Origin of the sequence: Phytohabitans kaempferiae (assembly GCF_042433955.1) — a bacterium.
GTDB lineage: Bacteria > Actinomycetota > Actinomycetes > Mycobacteriales > Micromonosporaceae > Phytohabitans > Phytohabitans kaempferiae.
The window spans coordinates 392,822-417,876 of the sequence record NZ_JBHLUH010000009.1; the positions used below are offsets into that span (position 1 = coordinate 392,822).

General features: G+C 72.4%; 22 protein-coding genes. 11 read left to right on the top strand and 11 right to left on the bottom strand.

From position 1 onward, the window contains the following. Positions 1 to 127 precede the first annotated feature (127 nt). Together ACFFIA_RS08475 and ACFFIA_RS08480 are read left to right on the top strand one after the other, a co-directional pair. The gene (locus ACFFIA_RS08475; RefSeq protein WP_377248086.1) at positions 128 to 1,159 is read left to right on the top strand and encodes a TIGR03619 family F420-dependent LLM class oxidoreductase; all 1,032 of its coding nucleotides are present in this window, start codon (positions 128 to 130) and stop codon (positions 1,157 to 1,159) included. A gap of 17 nt (positions 1,160 to 1,176) precedes the next feature. Continuing rightward, the gene (locus ACFFIA_RS08480) at positions 1,177 to 1,941 is read left to right on the top strand and encodes an SDR family NAD(P)-dependent oxidoreductase (RefSeq protein ID WP_377248089.1); all 765 of its coding nucleotides are present in this window, start codon (positions 1,177 to 1,179) and stop codon (positions 1,939 to 1,941) included. A gap of 1,179 nt (positions 1,942 to 3,120) precedes the next feature. On the opposite strand, the gene ACFFIA_RS08485 is transcribed toward ACFFIA_RS08480, so the two are convergent. Continuing rightward, complete coding sequence (locus ACFFIA_RS08485; protein WP_377248092.1) at positions 3,121 to 4,353, bottom strand: acetyl-CoA C-acetyltransferase; 1,233 nt, start codon at positions 4,351 to 4,353, stop codon at positions 3,121 to 3,123. 137 nt (positions 4,354 to 4,490) lie between these two features. On the opposite strand from ACFFIA_RS08485, the gene ACFFIA_RS08490 reads away from it, so the two are divergent. The 5 genes from ACFFIA_RS08490 to ACFFIA_RS08510 all read left to right on the top strand — a co-directional run bounded on the left by ACFFIA_RS08490 (position 4,491) and on the right by ACFFIA_RS08510 (position 10,723). Continuing rightward, positions 4,491 to 5,729, top strand: a complete 1,239-nt coding sequence (locus ACFFIA_RS08490; protein ID WP_377248095.1) for an FAD-dependent monooxygenase — start codon at positions 4,491 to 4,493, stop codon at positions 5,727 to 5,729. Next, positions 5,729 to 7,201 carry an aldehyde dehydrogenase family protein gene (locus tag ACFFIA_RS08495; RefSeq protein ID WP_377248098.1) on the top strand — a complete coding sequence of 491 codons (1,473 nt, stop codon included), beginning with the start codon at positions 5,729 to 5,731 and terminating at the stop codon, positions 7,199 to 7,201. The genes ACFFIA_RS08490 and ACFFIA_RS08495 overlap by 1 nt, the downstream gene beginning before the upstream one ends. Beyond that, on the top strand, positions 7,188 to 8,804 hold the full coding sequence (locus ACFFIA_RS08500; protein WP_377248101.1) for a phytoene desaturase family protein: 1,617 nt from the start codon (positions 7,188 to 7,190) through the stop codon (positions 8,802 to 8,804). Before ACFFIA_RS08495 ends, ACFFIA_RS08500 begins: the two co-directional genes overlap by 14 nt. Beyond that, on the top strand, positions 8,797 to 9,558 hold the full coding sequence (locus tag ACFFIA_RS08505) for an SDR family NAD(P)-dependent oxidoreductase (protein WP_377248104.1): 762 nt from the start codon (positions 8,797 to 8,799) through the stop codon (positions 9,556 to 9,558). The genes ACFFIA_RS08500 and ACFFIA_RS08505 overlap by 8 nt, the downstream gene beginning before the upstream one ends. A gap of 175 nt (positions 9,559 to 9,733) precedes the next feature. Next, entirely contained in the window at positions 9,734 to 10,723 is a 990-nt protein-coding gene (locus ACFFIA_RS08510) for a substrate-binding domain-containing protein (RefSeq protein WP_377248107.1), read from the top strand. A gap of 45 nt (positions 10,724 to 10,768) precedes the next feature. Here ACFFIA_RS08510 and ACFFIA_RS08515 read toward each other — a convergent pair whose 3' ends face one another. The 3 genes from ACFFIA_RS08515 to ACFFIA_RS08525 form a co-directional block, all read right to left on the bottom strand. Next, positions 10,769 to 12,664 carry a hypothetical protein gene (locus ACFFIA_RS08515; RefSeq protein WP_377248110.1) on the bottom strand — a complete coding sequence of 632 codons (1,896 nt, stop codon included), beginning with the start codon at positions 12,662 to 12,664 and terminating at the stop codon, positions 10,769 to 10,771. Between the two features lie 332 nt (positions 12,665 to 12,996). Then, positions 12,997 to 13,758, bottom strand: coding sequence for an SDR family NAD(P)-dependent oxidoreductase (locus ACFFIA_RS08520; RefSeq protein WP_377248113.1), 762 nt, complete (start codon positions 13,756 to 13,758; stop codon positions 12,997 to 12,999). Between the two features lie 2 nt (positions 13,759 to 13,760). Next, a complete protein-coding gene (locus ACFFIA_RS08525) occupies positions 13,761 to 14,324 on the bottom strand; it encodes a nuclear transport factor 2 family protein (RefSeq protein WP_377248116.1) in 564 nt (187 codons plus the stop codon). Positions 14,325 to 14,409: 85 nt separating this feature from the next. Between ACFFIA_RS08525 and ACFFIA_RS08530 the strand changes: the two genes are divergently transcribed. Continuing rightward, entirely contained in the window at positions 14,410 to 15,594 is a 1,185-nt protein-coding gene (locus tag ACFFIA_RS08530; protein ID WP_377248119.1) for an ABC transporter ATP-binding protein, read from the top strand. Further along, positions 15,594 to 16,583, top strand: a complete 990-nt coding sequence (locus tag ACFFIA_RS08535; protein WP_377248122.1) for an ABC transporter ATP-binding protein — start codon at positions 15,594 to 15,596, stop codon at positions 16,581 to 16,583. Before ACFFIA_RS08530 ends, ACFFIA_RS08535 begins: the two co-directional genes overlap by 1 nt. Here ACFFIA_RS08535 and ACFFIA_RS08540 read toward each other — a convergent pair. After that, positions 16,568 to 17,026: a nuclear transport factor 2 family protein gene (locus ACFFIA_RS08540; RefSeq protein WP_377248125.1), complete on the bottom strand. Its 459-nt coding sequence runs from the start codon at positions 17,024 to 17,026 to the stop codon at positions 16,568 to 16,570. The two genes, ACFFIA_RS08535 and ACFFIA_RS08540, sit on opposite strands and share 16 nt — an antisense overlap. A gap of 34 nt (positions 17,027 to 17,060) precedes the next feature. Here ACFFIA_RS08540 and ACFFIA_RS08545 point away from each other — a divergent pair, with 34 nt between their 5' ends. Then, the gene (locus tag ACFFIA_RS08545) at positions 17,061 to 17,507 is read left to right on the top strand and encodes a nuclear transport factor 2 family protein (protein WP_377248127.1); all 447 of its coding nucleotides are present in this window, start codon (positions 17,061 to 17,063) and stop codon (positions 17,505 to 17,507) included. 56 nt (positions 17,508 to 17,563) lie between these two features. On the opposite strand, the gene ACFFIA_RS08550 is transcribed toward ACFFIA_RS08545, so the two are convergent. The 6 genes from ACFFIA_RS08550 to ACFFIA_RS08575 all read right to left on the bottom strand — a co-directional run bounded on the left by ACFFIA_RS08550 (position 17,564) and on the right by ACFFIA_RS08575 (position 24,125). Then, positions 17,564 to 18,766 (bottom strand): aminotransferase-like domain-containing protein, encoded by a 1,203-nt coding sequence (locus ACFFIA_RS08550; RefSeq protein ID WP_377248130.1) that lies wholly within the window; start codon positions 18,764 to 18,766, stop codon positions 17,564 to 17,566. Beyond that, complete coding sequence (locus tag ACFFIA_RS08555) at positions 18,763 to 19,560, bottom strand: SDR family NAD(P)-dependent oxidoreductase (RefSeq protein ID WP_377248133.1); 798 nt, start codon at positions 19,558 to 19,560, stop codon at positions 18,763 to 18,765. Before ACFFIA_RS08555 ends, ACFFIA_RS08550 begins: the two co-directional genes overlap by 4 nt. A 160-nt stretch (positions 19,561 to 19,720) precedes the next feature. Further along, positions 19,721 to 20,812 carry an ABC transporter permease gene (locus ACFFIA_RS08560; RefSeq protein ID WP_377248136.1) on the bottom strand — a complete coding sequence of 364 codons (1,092 nt, stop codon included), beginning with the start codon at positions 20,810 to 20,812 and terminating at the stop codon, positions 19,721 to 19,723. Then, complete coding sequence (locus ACFFIA_RS08565) at positions 20,805 to 21,752, bottom strand: ABC transporter permease (protein ID WP_377248139.1); 948 nt, start codon at positions 21,750 to 21,752, stop codon at positions 20,805 to 20,807. Before ACFFIA_RS08565 ends, ACFFIA_RS08560 begins: the two co-directional genes overlap by 8 nt. A 19-nt stretch (positions 21,753 to 21,771) precedes the next feature. Next, positions 21,772 to 22,539: an SDR family NAD(P)-dependent oxidoreductase gene (locus ACFFIA_RS08570; RefSeq protein ID WP_377248142.1), complete on the bottom strand. Its 768-nt coding sequence runs from the start codon at positions 22,537 to 22,539 to the stop codon at positions 21,772 to 21,774. Further along, the gene (locus tag ACFFIA_RS08575) at positions 22,536 to 24,125 is read right to left on the bottom strand and encodes an ABC transporter substrate-binding protein (RefSeq protein ID WP_377248145.1); all 1,590 of its coding nucleotides are present in this window, start codon (positions 24,123 to 24,125) and stop codon (positions 22,536 to 22,538) included. The genes ACFFIA_RS08570 and ACFFIA_RS08575 overlap by 4 nt, the downstream gene beginning before the upstream one ends. A gap of 255 nt (positions 24,126 to 24,380) precedes the next feature. Between ACFFIA_RS08575 and ACFFIA_RS08580 the strand changes: the two genes are divergently transcribed. Continuing rightward, positions 24,381 to 25,028 (top strand): TetR/AcrR family transcriptional regulator, encoded by a 648-nt coding sequence (locus ACFFIA_RS08580; protein ID WP_377248148.1) that lies wholly within the window; start codon positions 24,381 to 24,383, stop codon positions 25,026 to 25,028. Positions 25,029 to 25,055 lie beyond the last annotated feature (27 nt).

Genomic DNA, 25,055 nt, shown 5'->3' on the forward strand with positions numbered 1-25,055 from the left:
TAACACTGCTGAAGCGCCCCGTTGACATGGGCCGCACGCCGTATGTAGCTTCCCGATACACCACGCACTGATCATCTCCGCGGGGCCATCAGGCCGGCTGTTTCCGGCCACGGAAGGAGGCCCGACGATGGAGTTCGGCTGGGACATCCCAAACGTCCACCACGGTTTCGGACTCGACTCGTACGCCGTCGGCGACCGCTACAGCGAAGGCGTCGCCGTCAACATCGACACGTTCCGGTACGCGGTCGAACGGGCCGAACGGATCGGCTTCGGCGCCATCTGGGTCGCCGACCATGTCCTGTTCCCCGACAAGTCCGCCGCTTCGCATCCACTCGGATACCGCGCGAACACCGGCCGGGCCGACGACAACGCGGGCGAGGGAAACAACGTCCGCTCCGGCGACCCGACGTTCGAGGCCATCACGACGATGAGCTTCCTCGCCGGCCGCACCTCGAAGGTGCGCATCGGCGTCGGCGTGCTCGTCATCCCGTACCGCAATCCGGTGCTCACCGCGAAGATGCTCGCCACGCTCGACGTGCTCTCCGAGGGGCGCATCATCCTCGCCGCCGGAGTCGGCTGGCTCAAGGAGGCGTTCGAGGCGCTGGGGGCGGACTACGCGCACCGCGGGGCGGTCACCGACGAGTACCTCGACATCATGAAGGTCATCTGGCAGGACCCGAGCCCGTCCTACACCGGCCGGTTCTACACGCTCCCGCCGGGCCTCCAGTACAACCCCCGGCCGGTGCAGAAACCGCACATCCCGATCTGGATCGGCGGCGTCTCCCGCCCCGCGCTGCGCCGGGCGGCCACTCGCGGCAGCGGCTGGCTCGGCGTGTACCAGACGCCGGAGGCCACCGCCGAGATGCACGCGACCCTGCGGGACCTGTTACGGCGGGCCGACCGCTCCGACGCGGAGTTCACCTTCGCGCACCGGCTGCGCTTCCAGGTCACCGACGCGGACGGCGGCGACCAGCCGTGCATCGGCTCGCCCCAGAAGATCGCGGACAGCATCCGCCGCTACCACGACCTGGGCGTCGGGCACCTCCAGCTCGCCCCGCCCCCCGGCCCCACGACCGCCGACCTGCTGGAGCAGGCCGACCGGTTCGCCGAGCAGGTCCGGCCGCTCATCGCCGACCTCTGGCCCGGCCGCACCGACTAGCCCGCCTGGAGGTCTCGATGATCAGGTACGACTTGACCGGCGACCGCGCGGTGGTGACCGGCGCCGCCGCCGGCATCGGCCGGGCGATCGCGGCCCGGCTCGCCGCCGAGGGCTGCCACGTCGCGCTGCTCGACGTCGACGAGGAGGGCGCGGCCGCGGCGGCCGCCGCCCTCGACGCGGGGCCTGAGGGCAGCCGTGCCATCGCCGTACGCTGCGACGTGCGCTCCACCGCCGACGTGCGCGCCGCCGTCGCCCGGGTCGACGCCGAGCTCGGCGGCATCGACATCCTCGTCAACAACGCCGGCATCATGGGCCCCATCCTGCCCACGGCCGAGTACCCCGAGGACGACTTCCAGCGCGTGGTCGACATCAACCTGATGGGCACGTACCGGATGACCCACGTGGTGCTGCCGCAGATGGTCGCGCGGGGCCGGGGCCGGATCGTCAACATCGCCTCCATCTCCGGCAAGGAGGGCAACCCGATGATGCCCGCGTACGCCGCCTCGAAGGCCGGCGTCGTCGGCATGACCAAGTCGGTCGGCAAGGAGCTGGCGCGCACCGGCGTCGTGGTCAACTGCATCACGCCCGGCGGCGTCGGCAACACCGACATCCTCGGGAGCGTCCCGCTCTCCGCGGCGGACGGCAAGGTGCCGCCCCCGCCGATGGGCCGCCTGGCCGAGCCGGAGGAGGTGGCCGCGATGACCGCGTACCTCTGCTGCGCCGAGGTCTCCTACACCACCGGGGCGGTCTTCGACCTCTCCGGCGGCCGAGCGATGTACTAGCAAGCCTTCGGGGCCGAGTTCTGAGTGGATCGCACAGCATCCACGCGCGTCGAGCTAGCCGCAGATCGGTCATCGCGGCCCCGTCAGGATGATCATGGGTTCTGCGGCGGTGACCATGGTGTCTGCCGCAGGTTTCGCCCGGAATGTCGTCGCACATCCCATGGTCATCGCCGAAAGGGGGCTCGCCTGGGCGCGAACAACACCCTTTCGTGAGTGAGGACCCCAAAGTCCACCGGATGGTCAGCCCGGGACCGAGGCCCGCGTTGGGCCGGGTCTAGAGAGGTTTCGGGGTCGAGGTGGTCGCGTGGCTGGGCCGCGTTCGGACCACGTGTCGTCTGTGGGAGAAGCTGTCGAGCTGGGCGCACCGGTGCGCCCAACCGCCGGGACGGTCGCCGGATGCTGGGGCTGGTGGTGTGGATGCTGGGTCTGGTGGGCCAGCGGCGCCGGATCCGGCGGGGTGTGTGTGGGCGTTGTCGGGGACATAGCCCTTTCAAACCGGCCGCAAGGGTCTATGTCCCTGACATAGCCCCCCTTTTTGCGAAGGCGACCAGGCCGGGCGGCGGCGTGACAACAGGGCCGGTGTGGGCACGCGCGAGCGGGCTGACCGGCTTTCGATGTGGAGGCCCGGCCGTCAGGCCGCACGCCGACGCGGCGAGCCAGCGCCCCACACGCCAGTGAACACGGTTCTCGCGGCGAGGCTGCGGGGTCTAGGCGACCTGTGGCGTCATAGCAGCCATGGCTCGTCTTGATCCGGGGGTCGCCCTGCCTGGTGGGTATACCGGGCCGCCGGTCCAACGAACTATCCCGACCTATCGCGCAACTGAGGGAGCGTGCCGGCGATTGGGCGCGTTGGTGCGCCCAGCTCGACAGCTCTGTTGAACGCAGACCCGACCCGACCGCCCGGGACCGAGGCCCGTCCACGTTGGGCTGGGCCGGGATCGTGGGGACGCGGAGGGCGAGGCCGCGGGAGCAGCGGCCCGGAGCGCGACGGGCATCGCGGCAGCTCCCCTCAGTCACGCCGGAATCGAACCGCGACGCAAAGCGCGAACATCGACCGCGAAAGATCTCTAGATCGTGGGCACGCGGAAGGTGAGGCCGCGGGAGCGGCGGTCTGTAGCGCGGCGGGCATCGCGGTAGCTCGGATCCGGCCTTGGGACGGGCAAGATGGACGTGCGGGGGTCAGGAGAGGCGTTCGAGCACCATCGCCATGCCCTGGCCGCCGGCCGTGCACATCGTCTCCAGCCCGAACTGCCGGTCGGCGTCGCGCAGTGCGTGGATCAGCGTCGTGGTGATCCGGGCGCCGGTCATGCCGAACGGATGCCCGACCGCGATCGCTCCACCATGGACGTTCACCTTGTCCAGCTCCAGCCCGAGCTGGCGGCAGGCGGGCACCACCTGTGCGGCGAACGCCTCGTTCATCTCCACCAGGTCGATGTCGGCGACGCCGAGCCCGGCAAGGTCGAGCGCTCGCCGGCTGGCCTCCACCGGCCCGAGCCCCATGACCTCCGGGCTGAGCGCGGAGACAGCCGTGGAGACGATCCGGGCCAACGGCGTGAGGCCGAGCTCGGCCGCGCGGGAATCGCTCATCACGACCAGCGCGGCGGCGCCGTCGTTGAGCGGGCAGCAGTTGCCGGCGGTGACCGTGCCGTTCGGCCGGAATACCGGGTCGAGCGCGGCCAGCGCCTCGCGCCGCACGCCCGGCCTCGGGCCGTCGTCAGCCGTGACCACGCGCCCGTCCGGCAGCGTCACCGGCGTGATGTCGGCGGCCCAGAAGCCGTCCGCGATCGCCTTCTCCGCGCGGTTCTGGCTCAGCGCGGCGTACTCGTCCTGCTCGGCGCGGGTCACGCCGCACAGCTCGGCCACGTTCTCCGCGGTCTGCCCCATCGCCACGTACGCGTCCGGCAGTTCGCCCGCGTCGCGCGGGTCGGTCCACGGCGCCTCGCTGCCGGTCGCCCGCCGGCCGGTGCGCTCCTGCGCCTCCGCGTACCGGGGGTTGTGGCTGCCCGGCGCTCCGTCGGACTTGCCGGCGCCGTACCGGGACACGCTCTCCACGCCGACCGAGAGGAAGGCGTGCCCCTCCCCCGCCCTGATGGCGTGCGCCGCCATCCGCGTGGTCTGGAGCGAGGAAGCGCAGTACCGGTTGACGGTCGTGCCGGCGGTGCCGTCGAGCCCGAGGCCGATCGCCACCATCCGGCCGAGGTTGTACCCCTGCTCGCCGGCGGGCTGCGCGCAGCCGAGCAGCACGTCCTCGATCGCCGTCCGGTCGAGCGCGGGCACCTGCGCCAGCGCCGCGTCGGCCATCGCCACCGCGAGGTCGTCCGCGCGGACGTCGGCCAGGGAACCCTTGCGCGCGCGGCCGATCGGCGACCGGGCCGCCGCCACGATGACCGCCTGCGGACCGTGTCGATGCATGCCCGCAGCCTACCTAACAAGCGCTTGGTACACCAGCGTGCGCCGGCGGCGTCCCGGGACACGAGGCCTTGTTCTGCTGAGGAGAAAAGCACGGCGCCCCACCATTCTCCTTGCCAGAACCGCGTTACGTTCCCGGCATGCCTACGGACGGTGGTGACATCGACGAGTTCGTGGTGGTCGGCGGCGGCATCGGTGGCCTCGCCGCCGCGCTCGCGCTCGCGGTCGCCGGGCGCCAGGTCCGCGTCCTCGAACGCGCGTCGCGGTTCGCCGAGATCGGCGCCGGCCTCCAGCTCGCGCCGAACGCCACGCGGCTGCTGGATCGCTGGGGGCTGCTGGACCGCCTGCTGGCGGTCGGGCACCGGCCCAGCCGGCTGGTCCTCGCCGACGCGCTGCGCGGCACCGAGCTGGCCTGGCTCGACCTCGGCACACCCTTCCTGGAGCGGTACGGCGCCCCCTACGTCGTCGCCCACCGCAGCGACCTGCACGACCTGCTGCTGGAGGGCTGCCGGAAGGCGGGCGTGGCGCTCGAACCGGCGCGCGACGTCACCGAGGTCGTACCCGACGCGGACGGCGTCACGGTCCGCTCGGCGGACGGGCGCACCAACCGCTGCCTCGCGGTGGTCGCCGCCGACGGCCTGCACTCGCGGCTGCGCGCGCTGCTGAGCGACGACGAGCCGATCTGCAGCGGCTACGTCGCGTACCGCGGCGCCATCCCCATCGACAGCGCCCGCCACCGGGCCGACCTCGACGACGTGGTGGCCTGGATCGGGCCCGGCGTCCACTTCGTGCAGTACACGCTGCGCGCCGGTGCGCTCTACAACCAGGTCGCGGTCTTCCGCAGTGAGCGGTACCGGCAGGGCGCCGCCGACTGGGGCGGCCCGGACGAGCTGGCGCAAGCCTTCGACACCGCCTGCCCGCACGTACGCGGCGCGGCCGAGGACCTGCGCCTGGACGCCCGGTGGCCGATGTACGACCGCGAGCCGATCGACCGCTGGGTCGCCGGTGACCGGGTCGCGCTGCTCGGCGACGCGGCCCACCCCATGCTCCAGTACCTCGCGCAGGGCGCCTGCCAGGCCCTGGAGGACGCCGACGCGCTCGCCCGCGCGGTGGCCGCCCAGCCGGACGACCTGGCCGCCGCGCTGGCCGCGTACACGGCCGAACGGGCGCCACACACCGCGCGGGTCCAGCGCAACGCCCGGGTCTGGGGCGACCTGTGGCACGCGGACGGGCTCACCGCGGCACTTCGCGACGACGGGCTGGCCGGCCGCTCCCCCACCGACTACGGCGCGACCGACTGGCTGTACGGCGCTGCACCGGACCAGCGCGCCTCCAGCCCGGCCCGCGCCCACGGGCCGTACCCGACCGGGAGGCGTTGATGGACCTCGATCGCAAATGGCGGATGCTGATCGGCGGCGAGCTGGTCGGGGCCGAGGGCGGCGCGGAGTACGAGACCCGCTCCCCGGTCACCGGCGAACTCCTCACGACCGTGCCGGCGGCCACGGCGGCGGACGTGGACCGGGCGGTCACCGCGGCCGAGGCCGCCTCGGCGAGCTGGCGGCGGGTCCCGCCCCGGGAACGGGCGGCCACGCTGCGCGCCGTCGCCGGCCTCCTGCGCACGCACCGCGACGAGCTGGGCCGGCTCGACGCGCTCGACGGCGGCAACCCGGTCACCGCGATGACCAAGGACGTCGACCTCGCCTGCGAGCAGCTCGAACTCTTCGCCGACTGGGCCGACCGGCTCGGCGGGCAGACCCACGTCTCCGGCCCCGACCACCTGCACTACACGCTCCGCGAGCCGTACGGCGTGGTGGCCCGGATCGTCCCGTACAACCATCCGCTGATGTTCGCCGCCGGCAAGCTCGCCGCCCCGTTGGTGGCCGGCAACGCGGTGGTGCTCAAGGCGCCGGACCAGACCCCGCTCTCCGCGCTGCGGCTGGGCGAGCTGGTGGCCGAGCTGCTGCCGCCGGGCACGGTCAACGTGCTCACCGGCCACGGCGCGAGCGTGGGACAGGCGCTGGTCGCCCATCCCGGCGTGCGGCGGGTCGCGTTCACCGGCAGCGTCGCCACCGGGCAGGCCGTGCTGCGCGGCGCCGCGAACGCCGGCATCAAGGCGGTCACGCTGGAGCTGGGCGGCAAGAACCCGATGCTGGTGCTGGACGACGCCGACGTCGAGGCGGCCGGCGCCGGCGCGGTCACCGGCATGAACTTCCACTGGACCGGCGGCCAGTCCTGCGGCTCCACCTCGTGGCTGCTCGTCCACGAGTCCATCGTGGACGACGTGGTGGCCCGCGTGGTCGAGGGCGCCCGCGCGGTCCGGGTCGGTGACCCGCTCGACCCGGCCACCGAGATGGGCACGATGGTGACCGCGGCGCACCGCGACCGCGTTGCCGGCTACATCGCCCAGGGCCGCGCCGAAGGGCTGCGGCTGGCCTGCGGCGGCGGCGCGCCCGACGGGCCGGCGGCGTACGTCGAGCCGACCGTGTTCGTGGACGTGCCGCCGACCTCGCCGCTGGCCCGCGAGGAAATCTTCGGGCCGGTGCTGTCGGTCACCCCGTTCCGCCGGATCGCCGACGCGGTGGAGCTGGTCAACCGCGCGCCGTACGGCCTGACCGCGAGCGTCTGGACCCGCGACCTGGCCCGGGCACACCACGTCGCCCGCGACGTCGACGCCGGCTACGTGTGGGTCAACACCGCCTCCCGGCACTTCGCCGGACTCCCCTTCGGCGGGGTCAAGGACTCCGGGCTGGGGCGCGAGGAGAGCGTCGAGGAACTCCGTTCGTTCACCCAGGACAAGGCGGTGTCCGTCCACATCGGACCGCCGGAAAGGGTCTACCGTGGACTCGAGTGACAGCTACGACGGCATCATCATCGGCGCCGGGCAGCACGGCCTGATCCTCGGCGGCTACCTGGCCCGGCAAGGGCTGCGGATCCTGCTCGTCGAGCGCCGCCTACAGTACGGCGGCGGGCTGTCCACAGAGGAACGCACGCTGCCCGGCTTCTACCACAACCTCCACTCGGTCAACCACTTCAGCATCACCTCGACCCCCTGGTTCAACGACCTGGGGCTCTCCGCCCGGGTCCGGTACGTCACGCCCCGGTACGAGTTCGCCCAGCCCCACGCCGACGGCACCGCACTGGTCTTCTCCCGCGACCTGGAGGAGACGCTGGCCAGCATCGCCCGCTTCGACAAGCGGGACGCCGAGACGTTCCGCGAGTGGAACGCCAAGGCCGAGGAGATGACCCAGCGCATCTTCCTGCGCGAGCGGTACAGCGAGCCGCTCGGCGCGGCGGAGCGGGACGAGATTCTAGGGCGCAGCGCGATCGGGCGCGAGTTTCTGGCGCTGACCCGGCGCCAGCCCGGCGAGGTCGTGGAGGAGCTTTTCCACGACGAGCGGGTCAAGGTGCTGTTCCTGTTCAAGCTCTCGCTCTTCGGCACGGTGCTGCACGAGGCGCTGGGCACGCACAGCCCGCTCGGCTCGCTGATCCGCGCGTTCGACCTCACGACCGGGTACGAGCTGTGCGAAGGCGGCAGCTGGAACCTTGCCCGCGGCCTGATGGAGGCGTTCGTGGCGGCCGGCGGGCACTTCGTCAACCAGGCGCACGTCAACCGGATCGTGGTCGAGGGCGGGCGGGCCACTGGCGTCGAGTTGGCCGACGGCCGGCACCTGCGGGCCCGGCAGTTCGTGGCGAGCACGCTCGACGTGCACCAGACCTTCGAGGACATGATCGGCCGCGACCAGCTCCCGGCCGCCTTCCTCGACCGGCTGGACGGTTTCCGGTACACCGGATGGACGCTCTTCGGCGTGCACCTGGCGCTGCGCGAGGCGCCGGACTACGCGGCCGCGAAGTTCGACCCCAACCTCAACAAGGCGCTGAAGTACAACGTCGGCTCCGAGACGATCCAGAGCCTGATGGACGCGCACGACGACGTCGAGCAGGGGCGGGTCCCGCGGCGCGTGCAGTTCGGCGCGGGGGCGCTGAGCGTGCTCGACCCGAAGCAGGCGCCACCGGGGCGGCACACCGCGTACGCCTGGCACGTCGTGCCCTGGGCACCGGACGGCGACCACGAGAATCTCAAGGCCATCCAGGAGTCCACGACCCGGGCGATCATCGAGAAGTGGCGCGAGTACGCGCCCAACCTCACCGACGACAACATCCTCGGAACGTACACGTACACCGCACACGAGTACTCCCAGCACCTGATCAACATGCGGCACGGCGACATCTTCATGGGCGCGCTCAGCGGCGACCAGGTGCTGCACAACCACTTCGGCTACCGCACGCCGCTGCCGAACCTGTACCTGGCCGGCTCGGCGACCCATCCGAACGGGGCGATCAGCGGCGGGGCGGGGTACATCTGCGCCGGCCTGATCGCGCGCGACCTCGGCCTCGACCCGTGGTGGCAGCCGCTGGACGCGCGGGTCGAGCTGGCCCGGCTGACCGATGGCTGAGACACCGGGACGGCTCGCCGGCCGGGTCGCGGTCGTCACCGGTGCCGGGCAGGGGCTGGGCCGCGCGTTCGCCCACCGGCTGGCCCAGGAAGGGGCGCGCGTCGCGGTGGCCGACCGCAACGCGGAGGCGGCCCGTACCGTCGCCGGCGAGATCGGCGTGGCGGCGCTGGCCGTACCGGTCGACGTGGCCGACGAGGCGAGCGTGGCGTCCATGGTGGACACGGTCGCCGGTGCGTTCGGCGGGATCGACATCCTCGTCAACAACGCCGCCGTCTTCTCCACTTTGGAGATGCGCCCGTTCGAGGAGATCGGCGTGCCGGAGTGGGACCTGGTGATGGCGGTCAACGTGCGCGGGCCGTTCCTCTGCTCCCGGGCGGCGACGCCGTTGATGCGGCGCGCCGGCCACGGGAGGATCGTCAACATCTCCTCGGCCGCCGTGCTGCTCGGCCGCCCCCGGTACCTGCACTACGTCACCTCCAAGGCGGCGGTCATCGGGATGACCCGCTCGCTCGCGACCGAGCTGGGGCCGGACGGGATCACCGTCAACGCGGTGCTGCCGGGCTCGACCGAGACCGAGGTGCCGCGGGCGACCGTGACGGCGGAACAGGCCGCCCGGATCGTCGACCGGCAGGCCGTCAAGCGCCGCCAGGTACCGGCGGACCTGGTCGGCGTGGTGGCGTTCCTGGCCGGCCCGGACAGCGACTTCATGACCGGACAGTGCGTCAACGTGGATGGAGGTGCGGCGTTCCTGTGAAGGAGCGAGTTGGCGCGGCGGCGTCTGGACTGAGCGGTCCCGCCGACGAAGTCGGGGTCCGGGGCCCCCGCGTAAACGTGGAGCGCAGCGGAGCGTTTTCGTGGGGTGGTCTTTCGGGGCCGCGAGGGAAGACGTCGCCTTTGGCGCCGCACGAGCGAGCGAACCAGGAGACACAGTGAGCAAGCTTCGGTTGAGCCTTTCCTGCTGGGACTACGACCGGACGGCGGCGCTGCGCGACGGCACCGTGGCGGTCGACGGAATCGACCTGACCTACCTGCCGCTGCCGCCCGAGGAGTCGTTCTTCCGGATGCTGCGGTACGCCGAGTTCGACGTGGCGGAGATGTCGCTCTCCTCGTACGTGCTGTCGCTCTTCGCCGACGAGCCGCCGTTCGTGGCGATCCCGGCGTTCCCGTCGCGGGTCTTCCGGCACGGCTCGATCTACGTCGGCCCGCGCGCCGAGGTCAGCGCGCCGGCCGACCTGGCCGGTCGGGTCGTGGGCGTACCGGAGTACCAGCTGACCGCGGCGGTGTGGATCCGCGGCATCCTCGCCGAGCACCACGGCCTCCCGGTCGACGCGGTGCGCTACCGCACCGGCGGGCTGCACGACGCCGGCCGGCCGGAGAAGCTGCGGCTGGACCTGCCCGAGCGCTTCGACGTGCGCCCGATCGACCCGCGCGAGACACTCGACGGGCTGCTCGTCTCGGGTGAGGTCGACGCGCTCTACACCGCCCGGGCGCCGCGCTCGTTTGGCCCGTCCGGCCCGGTGCGGCGGCTCTTCGCCGACCCCACGGCGGCCGAGCGGGTGTACTTCCGCGCGACCGGCATCTTCCCGATCATGCACACGGTCGTGCTGCGCCGGGACGTGTACGAGGCCAACCGCTGGATCGCCCGCTCGCTGCTGGACGCGTTCACCGCCGCCAAGGACCGCGTGTACGGCGCGATCCGCGAGGTGACCGCCCTCAAGTACGCGCTGCCGTGGACGGTGGACGCGGCCGAGGAGACCGTGGCGCTGATGGGCCCGGACTTCTGGCCGTACGGCCTGGAGGCCAACCGGGCGACCCTGGAGACCTTCCTGCGCTACTCGTACGAGCAAGGGCTCGCCAAGCGGCTGCTGGCGCCCGAGGAGCTGTTCGCCCCCGAGACCCTGGAACGCACGCTCATCTGACCGCGCCCCGCGAGAGATCCACCGACCCACGCTCGCCAGGCGGCATCACCGTGCGCATAAGGGGTGATCGGCTGGTGCCCGCTCGTCACAGAAGTTGCCGAACGGCTCCCCGTCGACCAGGACATAGATCACGTACCCGATACCGCTGTCCAGTCCGATCGACACGGGCGCGTCGGGGTGCGGGCCGGGCTCTCGCTCCACCTCGCCGCCCGGCCGGTGGGTCTCCGTCGTCGTCCTGGTCACCGTCCCGACGAGGCCGCCGCCATCGGGCCGCAGGACCATGTCCAGGACGACATCCTGCCTCCCCTGCGGGCCGTCGTAGCGCCAGACGAACCGCGCGGTGCCGTCCTCGTGGATTTCACCACCATCCGGATTGAGCGGGCCTGCCCACCTGCCGACGAACTGGTCCGGGATCACCACTCGCGGTGTCGGTGACGAGGTTGGCGTGGGCGATGGTGGGGCCGATGGCGTCGTCGTCGGTCGGGTCGTTCGCCAGAGGGGGATCTCCATGTCGGGGAGGTTCACCTTGGCCTCGCCGTCCCACTTGAGGAACCCTCGGCCAAGCCGCGCGCTGACCGTGACCGCCGGGGTGGCCTTGAAGTCGCCGCGCAGGCCGGCCAGATCGCTGGTGAACGTCGGTCCGGCCTTGATGTCCAGGGCGAGGGTGAGTTTGGCGATGCCGACCGGGTCCTGACCGGTCAACTCCGCGCGGAGCCCGATGCTGGCACCGAACGAGACCTCGACGTCGGGTGCGGCCGGCGGTTGGCTGGTCTCTTCGCCGGTCAGGAACCGGTCGCCGTGGAACCCGCCTTCATCGGAACGGTAGCCGGCCTCGAACCCGAGGGAGGTTTGCGACTGGATGACGCCGGTTTTCCAACTGCCTTTCGCCTCCAGGAAGGCTTCGCCCACAACCTTGAGATCGCAGCCCAGTCGGATCGGGCCGATCCTGATGATGCGCGCGAGCACGCTGGCGCAGCCCAGCCGGATCGTGCGGTCACGCTCGATCGCGCACCTGACCGCCATCTCGAACGTGCCTTCCGCGGTGTCCGCCACCGCCAGCGTCGCACCGGCGGAGACCGACACCGTCGGGTTGACGATGCCGTCCCAGGAGAACTCGCCGTCGAGGTCGAGGTCGAGGTCGTCGATCTGGTATCGGACGCTGCCGGCGTTGCGCCTCGCACCGGACTGTTCGTCTCCGGCCTGGCCCCGGGTGCAGGCGGGATCTCGAAGGCTCAGGGTATGGCTGAACTCCACGAGCGGGTCGGGCCGGTCCGTGGGCGTGAACGAGGCTGGACGCAGGATCGTGAGCCCTTCGGCCGTCTCCAACCTGATGACCCCTGCCGGCAGTGCCTCGTCGAAGGTGGCGGGCTCGGTGTCCACCACGATCGTGTCCCCGTTGGAGGTCACCGCCGCTACCCGCCGTACCAACATGTGCGGTACTCGTTCGCCTTCACCGGAGATGAGATGATCGCCCGACTCCAGCGCCGCCGCCTGAGGGGAGCCCGCGGCGAACACCACCTTCAGGTCACGAACCTCCAGGATGGCGGGGTCGTCCGGATCGAGAACCTCGGTCGTGTCCGGGATCGCGACCCGGTACGGCGCGGCGGTCGACGTGGTTCGCCCCGCCTCCACCACCACCTCGTGCCGCTCGTCAGCCGGATGGAAGGTGACAGCCGAGCCCTTGACCGACCCGATCGTCACCACGTGAACACCAGGAGGAACCCGCCGCTCGTCGGTGGCCGTGATCGTGTAACGACTCCCGTCCGGGCCCACGACCTCGACATGACCCACCACACCGGACGGCAACCCGGTGACCTCGACACGCAGCGACGTCGACGCCGGCCCCCGACTCGCGACGAGGGCGACCGACGCGAGCAGCACCACGACCACCGACAAGCTGACGCGCCGAGGCACCATCCGCCCTTCCCGGAACGGCTTCACGTTCGTCAGCGCATTCCATCCATCCAGCCCGACCCGCGCATGGCAAGCTCGCGGACCCCAGCCTGGCTCGCAGGATACGAAGGACCAGGGCCGGCTGGTGTCCGGTGAACGCCCCACAACATCCACCAGCGGGATGAAGTCGCCCCCGTGGGGTCAAGTAACCACCACGGACGCGCAGCGGCCGGAGCCGCGCGGACGCCCAGGTGTCTCCTGGAGGGAAGACCGCTCACAGGCAGGGCTTGAAACCGCGGAGGGTGAGGCTGCGGGAGCGACGGTCCGGACCACGACGAGCATCGCGGTAGCCCACATCTGTCCCTGACCGAAAAAGCTCGTCAGAGCAGGTTGGAGCGGTGGAAGCCGCCGTCCACGGGCACCATCGCGCCGGAGAGGTACGAGGAGTCCTCGCCGCAGAGGAAGGCGATGGCGGCGGCGAACTCCTCGTACGCGCCGACCCGGCCCAGGTGCACGTACGAGTCGAGCTGGTCCTGCCGCTCCTTGGGCCGGTTGGGAAACGGGGCGTTGCCGACGACGATCGCGTTGGCGGAGACGCCCTGGGCGCCGTACTCCTTCGCGATCGACGCGACGAGCGCGCTCAGCCCGCCCTTCGCGGCCGCGTACGCCGCACCGTTCACCTGGCCGTTGGTACCGGAGATCGAGCCGACGCAGACGATGTGGCCGCGCCCGGCGGCGAGCATCGACGGCAGCACGGCCCGGGCGCACCGGAACGCCGCGGTGAGGTTGAGCGCGAGGAAGCCGTCCCAGTCGCCGTCGGTCGTCTCGGCCACGGTGGTCCACCGCGCGCCGGGCAGCGCGCCGCCGGCGTTGTTGACCAGGATGTGCACGGCGCCGTGGTCGCGCACCACGGCGGCGACGAGCGCGTCGACCGCCGCGGAGTCGGTGATGTCGGCCGGCCCCGGCACCGCCCGGCCGCCCGCCGCCTCTACGGTGGCGACGGTCTCGGCGATGCCGGCCTCGTTGACGTCGTTGACGACGACGGTCGCGCCCTCGGCGGCGAGCCGGATCGCGGTGGCCCGCCCGATACCCCGGCCGGAGCCCGTCACGAGCGCGACCCGGCCGGTGAACCGCCCAGCCACGCTCAGCTCCCGGAGAAGAGCGGGTTGCGAGTGTTCTCGCTGATGACCGTCATCGTGGCGAAGCGCCAGCCGACCTCGGGCTCGCGCCGCATGCCGAACAGGTACGCCCCCTCGTGCTCGCCCCGGCGGAACGCGCTGCCGTCGCCGCTCGTGGCGACCAGGCTGTACACCGCGGCGACCGAGGCGGTCTGGCCGTCGTCGGCGACCCGGATCACCGGCGGATGGATGAGGTGCCGCAGCTCGTACGTGTTGATCTGCGCGGCCGGCGGTGGGCCAGCCGCGTCGCCGGCCCGGGGCAGCACCGGCCGGAAGTACAGCTCGCGCAGCTTCTCCTTGCCCTTGACCTTCTCGCTGAGCGTGCCGGCCAGCGTGCGCTCGAAGTCGTCCGTGTAGTACGAGAGCAGGTCGTCCCAGCGGCGCCGGTCGCAGAGCCAGCCGTAGAGCATCACCAGGTCGGTGATGCGCCGGTGGTCCTCGGCGAGCGCCACGCGCTCCTCGAGCGTCTCGCGTGCCCGCTCCGGAAGCAGCACGACGTCGATGAGCTGGTCGAGTTCCTCGTCCTTCACGGCCACCACCCTCGTCCGGTCCTGTGTTCGCCGCCGACGTTACCAAGCGCTTGTTTGGTAGGCAACACAGGCTTAGGCTTGCGTCGTGCAGGATCTGCTCGACGTCGAAGGACTCGTCACGTCGTTCCCCACACCGCGCGGCGAGCTGCGCGCCGTGGACGGGCTGTCGCTGCGCCTCGCGCCCGGCGAGGCGCTGGGCGTCGTGGGCGAGTCCGGCTCCGGCAAGTCGGTGCTCGTACGCACCATCATGAACCTGTTGCCCCGCAACGCCCGCGTCCCTCCCGAGGCCCGCGTGCGCTTCGCGGGTCGCGACGTCCGCGCGCTGCCGAGGGCCGAGGCACGGCACTTCTGGGGCCCGCAGATGGCGATGGTCTTCCAGGACCCGATGACCTCGCTCAACCCGGTGCGCACGATCGGCCGGCAGCTCACCGAGCCGATGCGCTACCACCTGCGGCTCGGCCGGCGGGCCGCCCGCGACCGGGCGACCGAGCTGCTCACGCAGGTCGGGATCGGCGAGCCGGAGCGCCGGCTGGACCAGTACCCGCACGAGCTGTCCGGCGGGATGCGGCAGCGCGTGATGATCGCGATCGCCCTCTCCTGCTCGCCGAAGCTGCTCATCGCCGACGAGCCGACGACCGCGCTGGACGTCACGGTCCAGAAGGAGATCCTCGACCTGCTGACCCGGCTGCGCCGGGAGATGGGGATGGCGATGATCCTCATCAGCCACGACCTCGGCGTGGTCTCCGGCCGCACCGACCGCACGATGGTGATGTACGCCGGCCGGGCCGTGGAGGTCGGTCCGACGGCGGCGCTCTTCGCCCGCACGCGGCATCCGTACACGGCGGCGCTGCTGCGCTCGATGCCCCTCATCGACCAGCCCAGCCACACCCCGCTGGAGGTGATCCCGGGCTCGCCGCCCGACCTCGTGGCACCGCCGGCCGGCTGCCGCTTCGCCCCTCGCTGCCGCAACGCACAGGAAGGCTGCCTCGTGGCCCCGCCACCGCTCGACCCCGACCCCGACGAGCCGCGCCACCGGTACGCCTGCCTATATCCGGTCGGCACCGAGCGCGGCCGGCAGGCCCTCGCGGAAAACCGCGCCCGCCGCCGCACCGGCGCCGGTCTCGACCTCGCGGCGGTCGGCGCCGGGGCTGGCAAGCTCCGGTCCGAGGAGCGCGGCGACGAGGGTGGAGCGCGCCAGCCACTCGGGGCCGCCAGCGAGCGAAGCGAGCGCGACCAGCACAGCGCCAGGGTGGACGAGGTGACGGGCTGATGGCCGGCACCGGCAAGGTGCATCTGCGCGACCCCGGCGAGGTCGTGCTCCGGGTCGAGGACCTGGTGGTGGAGTTTCCCGCCGGACGGGGCAGGAAGGTGCACGCGGTCTCCGGCATCAGCCTCGACGCGCGGGCCGGCGAGACCATCGGCCTGGTCGGCGAGTCCGGCTGCGGCAAGTCCACCACCGGCCGGGCCATCCTCCAGATGCCCCCGCCGACGCGCGGGTCGGTGCTCTTCGACGGCGTCGAGCTGACCCGGCTGCGCGGCGAGGAGCTGCGGCGCAGCCGCACGCACTTCCAAATGATCTTCCAGGACCCGATCTCCTCGCTGAACCCGCGCCGCTCCGTGCGCGAGATCGTGCGGGAAGGGCTGCTGATCTGGCCACGCGGCGGCGCGCCCGCGGACGAGCGGGTCGACGAGCTGCTCCAGGCCGTCGGGCTCGACCCCGCGCTGGTCGGCGACCGCCGGCCGCACGAGCTGTCGGGCGGGCAGTGCCAGCGGGTCTGCATCGCCCGCGCGCTCGTGCTCGCGCCCCGGCTGCTCCTCTGCGACGAGCCGGTCTCCGCGCTCGACGTCTCCGTACAGGCGCAGATCCTCAACCTGCTGGAAGAGATGAAGCGGCGCTACGACCTGACGCTGCTCTTCGTCGCGCACGACCTGGCCGTGGTGAAGCGGGTCAGCGACCGGATCGTCGTCATGTACCTCGGCAAGGTCTGCGAGGTGGCGGCGCCGGACGCGCTCTACCAGCGGCCCGCGCATCCGTACACCGCCCTGCTGCTGCGCTCGGTCCCGGAGCTGGACACCGGCGAGCCGGCCGGCGGCGGGCCGGCCCGCACCGCCGCCGAGACGCCCTCACCGGTCGCGCCGCCGAGCGGCTGCCGGTTTCGCACACGGTGCCCACGGGCGCGGGGAGTGTGCTCGACCACCGAGCCGCTGCTGCGCGAGGTCGGGGCGGACCAGTACGTGGCATGTCACTTCCCGGAGTAGTCCAGCACGTCGTCGAGGCGCATCCAGTCCAGGACGTGCTCGCGGCGGCGGATCAGCCACTGTCCGTCCACTTTGACCAGTTCGTCGAGGTATCGCAGTCCGCGCGTGCGCATGCGCGGGCCGGACGGCGGCTCGTCCACCAGGTGGGCCAGCGCGTACGTCTCGGCCGACGCGCGGTCGCCGTCCACCACGGCGATGTGGTTGCCCATGAAGTGCGTCGCCACGCGCAGGTTGACGATCTCCAGCGGGAAGCGGTGCGCCGACCGCCCCTCGAAGAAGGCCATGATGGCCTCGACGCCGCCGGCGACCCTCACCCCCTCGTACACGCCCTCCACGTCCTCCGTGAAGCAGGAGCGCAGCCGGGGCCAGTCGCGGCGGTCGACCGCCGAGAAGTAGCGCGCGACGACGTCGTTGATGCCCCACCGGTCACTGTCCACTCTCATCACTCCTTTGTCGACATACGAAAGGTGCTCCGCCATGCCCAGCTACGCCGAGGATCGCGCCGCGATCGAACAGATCCTGACGACGTACGCCCGCGCCTGTGATCGGCGGGAGTTCGAGACGGTCGGCGAGTGCTTCACCGCGGACGCGCAGGCCGAGTACTCCGGCGTGCGGCTGGCGCGCGGCGCGGAGCACATCGTGGCGCACATGGCCCCGCTGGCGAACCTGCCGGTCACCCAGCACGTCGTCGGCTCCGTCTCGGTCGAGGTCGACGGCGACACCGCCACGGTCGCCTCGTACACGGTGGTGCACATGGTCCGGACGGCCGGCGAGGGGCACGAGGTGGTGCACCGCGGGCTCACCTACGACGACCGCTTCGTGCGTACCCCGCAGGGCTGGCGCATCGCCGACCGGGTACACCGCGTGCTGTGGAGCACCACCGACCCGACCGTGTGGCCCGTGCCCCGCTTCACCGCGCGCTGACCTCATCCCCGGTCCCCCGGTTCACCGCGCGCTGAGCCCATCCCCGGTGTCCCGCCTCAGCGCGCGCTGAGCTCGTCCAGCGCCTCCGCCAGCCGCTGGACGGCCTCGACCAGGTGCTCGGGCGGCAGCATCGAGAACGACAGGCGCAGCGCGTGCGGGAATGCGTCGGTCACCGAGAACTCGTCGCCCGGCACCACCGCCACGCCGCGCCGCATGGCCGCCTTCGCCACCTCCAGCGCGCCGGCTCCCCCGCCGGCCAGCTCCGCCCAGGTGAACATGCCGCCGTCCGGCATCGGTGCGCTCATCCGGCCGCCCAGCCGCTCGCCGATCGCGCCGACCAGGGCCGCCGCCCGCGAGCGGTAGAGCGCGCGCAGCCCGGCCAGGTGGTCCTCGAACCAGCCCGGCACGGCCAGCGCCTCCGCGACCAGCCGCTGCGCCAGCGAGGAGGAGTTGAGGTCGGTGGCCTGCTTGGCGACGGCGAGCGGCCGCACCAGCCACGGCGGGGCGGCCGCGTACCCGACCCGCAGTCCGGGCGCGACAAGCTTGGAGAAGCTGCCGAGGTAGAGCACCTGCTCGCCGTACCGGGCCACCGGCGGCACGTCCGCGCCGGCGAACCGGAGCTGGCCGTACGGGTCGTCCTCGACCACGAGGAAGCCGTAGCGCGCGGCCAGCTCGGCCAGGTGCCCGCGGCGCTCGCCGGCGAGCGTGGTGCCGCTCGGGTTGGCGAAGTTTGGCACCGTGTAGCAGAGCTTGGGGCGCAGCCCGCGGGCGAGCAGGCCGGCCAGGTGGTCGGTGTCCATCCCAGACTCGTCGACCGGTATGCCGACGAACCGCGGCTCGTACGCGGCGAGTGCCCGCAGCGCGCCCACGTACGTCGGCGACTCGACCACCGCGGCGTCGCCCGGGTCGAGCAGCACCTTGCCGACCAGGTCGAGCGCCTGCTGCGAGCCGGTGGTGACGATCAGCCGCCCGGCCGGGTCCGGCAGCCCCAGCCGGTCGCGCAGGTCGGCCGCGACGACCTCGCGCAGCACCGGGTCGCCCTCGGTGGTGGAGTACTGCAACAGCGCCGGGTCGCCACGCGCGAAGAGCCGGTCCGCCGCGGCGGCGAGCGCCTCCAGCGGCATCGCCTCCGGCGGGGGCAGGCCGCCGGCGAGCGAGAGCACCGGGCCGCTCGTCGTGACGGCGATCAGGTCGCGGAGCTTGGACGAGCGCATGCCGGCCGTACGGCGCGCCAGGTCCGGTGCGGTCGGCCCGCTCACCCCATCGACCATCCGCCGTTGGCCCGCACGAGCTGGCCGGTGACGAAGCGGGCCGCGTCCGAGACCAGGTAGAGCACCAGCAGCCCCTGGTCCTCGGGGCTGCCGACCAGGTTGAGCGGCGACCGGGCGGCCATGCCGGCGAGCCAGGCCGCCTTGCGCTCCTCGTCGACGCGGCCGTCCGGCCCCGTGAAGTTGCGGGCGCTGAAGTTGGTGAGCGTGGCCCCGGGGGCGATGGCGTTGACCCGTACGCCCTTGGGCCCCAGCTCCAGCGCGAGGGTACGGGTCAGGCCGGCGACCGCGAGCTTGCCGACGTGGTACAGCCCGTGCCCGGCGGCCGGGATGTCCACCGAGGTCGAGCAGATGTTGACGATGGCGCCGCGCCCGGCCGGCACCATCACCTCGGCCGCCGCCTGGCAGCCGTAGAGGGCCGCCTTGAGGGTGATCGACAGCTCGCGGTCGACGTCGTCCTCGCGGACCTCGAGCAGCTCGCCCACCGGCGGGGGCGCGCCGGCGATGTTGCAGTGGATGTCGAGGCCGCCGTACGTGTCGACCGCGGTGGCCACGAGCCCGCCGAGGTCGCCACGGCGGGTCACGTCGGTGCGGTGGAAGCTGGCCCGCCCGCCGGCCGCGACGATCCTCGCCACGGTCTGCGCGCCCCCGGTCGGGTCGATGTCGCCGACCACGACCGCCGCGCCCGCGCCGGCGAGGACCTCGGCGACGCCGCGCCCGATGCCGCTGCCGCCGCCGGTCACCGCGGCCACGCGGCCGTCCAGCCGGAAGGGATCCGTACTCACCCTGCCTCCTGGTTCGCTCGCTCGTGCGGCGCTGAAGGCGACGTCTTCCTCCGCCAGCCCGAAACCCCGACTGCGTCGGCGGGCCGGCTCCGTCCAGACGCCGCCGCGCCAACTCGCTCGCTCACTGCCCCCTGGTTCGCTGCCGCGCCAACTCGCTCGCTCACACCTTCACCTCGCGGGAGTCCCAGCGGGCGCGCGCCCGCTCGCCGACCACGTTCAGGCTGTAGACGGTGAGGAACATGAACGCGCCAGGTACGAGCGGCACGTGCGGATGCTGCCGCAGCTCGCGCAGCCCGCCCTCGGCGACCATGTTGCCCCACGACGGTTCCGGCTGCTGGAGGCCGAGGCCGAGGAAGGCCAGCGAGCCCTCCGCGACGATGAGCACGGCGGCGACGATGAACGCGTACGAGACCAGCGGCAGCGCGACGTTGGGCAGGATCTCGCGGCGCAGCACGCGCAGGTGCTTGGCGCCCATGGCGCGGCTGGCCAGCACGAACTCCCGCTGCGCGTACACCATCGTGTTGGCCCGGGCGAGCCGGATCATCGTGGGGATGCCGACCACGGCGAGCGCGAGTCCGTTCTTCAGCACCGCCTCGCCAACCGTGGTGGGCGGGCCGAGCACGGCCGCGAACGCGATCAGCAGCACCAGCGCCGGGATGACGAGCGCCGCGTCGGCGAAGACGCCGATCACCAGGTCGACCGAGCGCCGGAAGTAGCCGGCGACCATGCCGATCGTGCCGCCGACCAGGAGGCTGACGGCGACGGTGAGGCCGACCGTGAGCAGGCTGACCCGGGCGCCGTACACCGATCGCGCCAGCAGGTCGAGACCGAACCCGTTGGTGCCCAGCGGATGCGCGGAGAGCAGGTCCGGGGTCGCGTACCCGGCCTGGCCGATCGTCTGCGTGGTATCCGTGGCGTTGCCGAGCGGCAGCAGGTCGGCGAGTGCCGCGGCGGCGGCGAGACCGGCCAGCCAGGCGATGCTCAGCCAGAAGCCCGCGTCGAACTCCCCGCCCCGGATCCCGGCGCCGATTCGCCGCACGCCCTGGCCGGCGAGGCCGATGGCGGCCAGGACCAGCAGCAGCTTGAGCAGGTTGCCGAGCCCGCCGGCCGGTACCAACGCGACCCAGAGCAGGACGGCGCCGGCCACCAGCAGGGCCGCACCGGCCGCGACGGCGACCCCGCGACGGCGCGGCGGGCGTACCGGCGGCGGGGCGACCGGTTCCGGCCGGACCTCGGCGACGACCTCAGACATGGCGCCGCCTCACCCGTGGGTCGAGGAAGCCGTAGAGGACGTCGACGGCGAGGTTCAGCAGCAGGTAGACGGCGGCGATCAGCAGCACGCCGCCCTGTACCAGCTTGTAGTCGTTGTTCTGCGCGGCGTTGATGATGACGCTGCCGACGCCGGGCAGGGTGAACACCGCCTCGACCAGGATCGTGCCGCCCAGCAGCCGGCCGACGCTGACCCCGGCGAGCGTGACGAGCGAGAACGACGAGGGGCGCAGCGCCTCACGGAGCATGATGTGCCACGACGGCATCCCCTTGGCCCGGGCGGCCAGGATGAAGTCCTCCCGCAGCGTCGCGATCAGGTCGCCGCGGAGCAGCCGGGCGAAGACCGGCGCCTCGGCGAGCGCGAGCGTCAGCGCCGGCAGGAAGGCGTGCAGCAGGTTCTCGCCGAGGCCCGCCTCGGTGGGGCGGGCCCACTGGCCGAGCGGGAAGACCCGCACGTTGATCGCGAACGCGAGCAGCAGCACCAGGCCGAGCAGGAACGACGGTACCGAGATGATCCCGACCGTGCCGGCGGCGATCCACCGGTCCGCGCGCCCGCCCGGCCGGTACGCCGACCACATGGCGAGCGGCACGGCCAGCACGAGCGCCATCACGATGGCCAGGAACGCCAGCTCGAGGTTGACCGGGAAGGCGCGCATGAGCCGGTCGGAGACGTCCTCGATCGGCGGTACCAGGTTCTGCCCCAGGTCGCCCCGGACGACGCCGCCCAGCCAGTCGAGGTACCGCTGCACCGGCGGCTCGTCCAGCCCCATCTGCTCGCGTACGCGCTCGTAGTCCTCCGCCGTGCCGGTCTCCCCCAGCACGGCGACGACCGGGTCGCCCGGGCCGAGCTGGAGGAGCGCGAACGTGCCGACGCTCACCAGGAGCAGCACGGGCACGAGCAGCAGCACCTTCGCCGCCGCCATCCGTAGCATGATCCCCCCGTCACACCATCGACGCGACGCCGCCGTCGACCTCGACGGTCTGGCCCATCACGTACGAGGCACCGTCACCGGCCAGCCACAGGATCGCCTCGGCGATCTCCTCCGGCTCGCCGATCCGGCCCAGCACCGCCACGCCGCCCATCGCCGCGATCTCCGCCTCGGTGCGGTTGCGGCGCATGAGCGGGGTACGCACCGGCCCCGGCGCGACGCAGTTGAACCGCACGCCCCGCGGGCCGTGGTCGAGCGCCATGGCCCGGGTCAGGGCGGCGACCCCGGCCTTGGCCGCCACGTACGCCGGATTGGCCCGCATGCCACGCAGCCCGGCGCCGGAGGCGACGTTGACGACCGCGCCCCGGCACGCGACCAGGTGCGGCAGGGCGGCCCGGCACATCAGGAACACCGACGTGAGGTTGAACGCGACCCATCGGTTCCACTCGTCCAGCGTGAGGTCGGCGACGGTCTGGCCGGGCCGGCTCCCGCCGACGGCGTTGACCAGCACGGCCAGCTCGCCGTACGCGGAAACCGCCTGCTCCACCGCCGCGGCCGCCCCCGCCTCGGTGGTGCAGTCGCCGTCGGCCAGCGTGACCTCGGACCCGTCCAGGTCCGCGCGGACCCGTTCCAGGCCGTCCCGGTCGATGTCCGCGAGGACGAGACGGTAGCCGGCGCGGGCGAACGCGTGGGCGGTCGCCTCGCCGATCCCGTTCGCCGCGGCGGTGACGAGGGCGGTCCGGCCGGTCCCGGCCCCTCGGCCGGCTTCCGGCCCGGTCATGAGGCGGGCTTGGCGTCGTGGAACATGACGACCGTGCTCGCGTTGAGCACCAGGCCGGTGAGCTTCTCCGAGACCAGCACCTGCTCCGGCTGGGAGGTCAGGACCAGGAACGGCACGTCCTCGGTGTACGCCCGCGCGACGGTGGAGATCGCGGCCTTCATGGCCGCCTCGTCCCCGGCCGCCCGCCCGGCGGCGATCGCCTGGTCGACGGCGGGGTTGACGTAGCCGGAGTAGTTGCCGCCACCGCTCTTGACGAACGCGGAGTTGAAGTCGCGGTTGATGGCGAAGAAGGGCTCGGCGTCGGAGATGGACGAGCCGAAGCAGGCGATGTCGAAGTCCTTGCGGACGATGACCGCCGAGGTGTTCGCGGCGATCTCCTGCTGGTCGGTCAGGTTCACCTGGAAGCCGGCCGCCTCGAGCATGCCCTTCACCGCGGTACCCCAGGTCGGCAGGCCGGTGTGGCAGCTGACCCGGATCTGCCCGTTCCAGCCGGCCGCCTTGGCCTCGGCGACGAGCGACTTGGCCCGCGCCACGTCGTACGCCGGCCCGGTGACCCCGTCGTACCACCGCGACTGCTGGGCGATCAGGTCGGTGGTGACCTCCCCGGCGCCGTTGTAGACGCGCTGGTTGAGCGTTTGCAGGTCGATGGCGGCCGCGACGGCCTGCCGGACCCGCTTGTCCTTCGTCGGCGCGGTGGACGGGATCTCGGTGCCGTCCGCCTTGCCGGCGCACTTCGGTGCGGGCTCGCCCTTCTGGCAGGTCACCGTGATGCCGTTGTTCATGATGAGCGTGTCGTTGGCGGAGAAGCGCTGCGTGAAGCCGCCGACCCCGTCCGCCTTCGCCTCGGCCACGGAGGCCGGGTCGCGCAGGAACGCCACCTGCACCGTGCCGGCCCGGAACGCCTCGTACGTCTGGGCGCCGGTGCCCGCGTAGATGAACTTGAGCCCCTCCACCGCGACCTGGCCGCCCCAGTAGTCGGGGTTCCGCTTCAGGGTGACCGACTCGTTGGCCCGGAAGCTGTCGATGACGAACGGCCCGGCGCCCGCGCCGACCGGGTTGGTGCCGAGCCCGTCGCCGAGCTTCTGCACCGCCGCCGGGGAGACGACCATGCCCGGCCCGCTGGCGAGCGCGAACGGGAAGCCGTTCCACGGGAACGAGAGCGTGAAGACCACCGTGAGGTCGTCCGGTGTGTCGTACTTGGTGATCGGGGCGACCAGGGAGACGGTGTTGGAGCGGGTCTCCACGTGCCGCTTGAGGTTGGCGACCACGGCCGCCGCGTCGTACGCGGTGCCGTCGGAGAACTTGATGTTCGGGCGCAGCTTCAGCGTCCACTGCGTGAAGTCGGCGTTGGGGGTCAGGGACTCCGCCGTGTGCGGCTCGAACGTCCCGGACTCGGGGTCGTACCGCATGATCGTGTCGTAGATGGCGGCGATCTCGGCGCCGGCCGAGTTGCCGGTGGCGGCGGCCTGCGTCGGGTCGAGCGACTTGGTCGCCGACCAGGTGGCCATCGTGACGACACCGCCGCCGGCCGTGTTCTGGTCGCCGTCGCCACCGCAGGCGACGAGGGCGCCCGCGGCGAGAAGCAACGACGCGCCAGAACGCGCGAGTCGCGCTGTCCGGGATGTTGGTCTGTCGGTCCGCGCGATTCTCATCTGCGCCTCCGTGGAAGGAGCTCGCCGGGATCGGAACGCCTTGTAACGTAGCTCTCAGCCGGCTAGCAATCAAGCGCTAGTTAGGGAAACATGACAACCGGACGGCGGTGAACCAAGCGCTTGGTTGTTGACGTATACTCCCCTGTGTCCGGCCGTACCGGTCCGGCTGATCCGACCGAATGGGGCGATGTGGCAGAAGCTCTCGACCGGCGGCAGCAGATCATCGACAGCGCCGCCGCCTCCTTCGCCAGCCGGGGCGTGGCCGCGACCACCGTGCGGCAGATCGCCGACGAGGTCGGCATCCTCTCCGGCAGCCTCTACCACCACTTCGAGAGCAAAGAGGCGATCGTCGAGGCGATCATCAGCCCCTACCTCGACGAGTTGCGCGTGCGATACCGGGAGGCGCTCAGCGGTGCCGGCGACCCGCCGACCCGGCTGCGCAACCTCGTCGCTGCCTCGCTGGCGACCGCCGCGACGCATCCGCAGGCCACCGAGATCTACCAGAACGACGTGAACTACCTACGTGGCTTCGAACGCTTCGCCTTCCTGCGCGACGTCCAGCGCGAGGTACGCGCCGCGTGGCTCGCCGTCATCAACGAGGGCGTGGCGACCGGGGCGTTCCGCTCCGATGTGGACCCTCAAGTCTTCTACCGCCTCATCCGCGACGCGGTGTGGCTCTCGGTGCGGTGGTTCTACCCCAGCGACGACTATCCGGTGTCCCGCCTTGCCGACCAGTGCACGGCAGTGTTCCTCGACGGCCTCGCCGCCCGGCCGGCCGCCCCCGCCGCGCCCTCCAGCCGCCGGCGCCGGTCCGCCGCCCGCACATCCGCGAGCTGAGGTTCCGCGCGGTACGAAGGCCGGCGA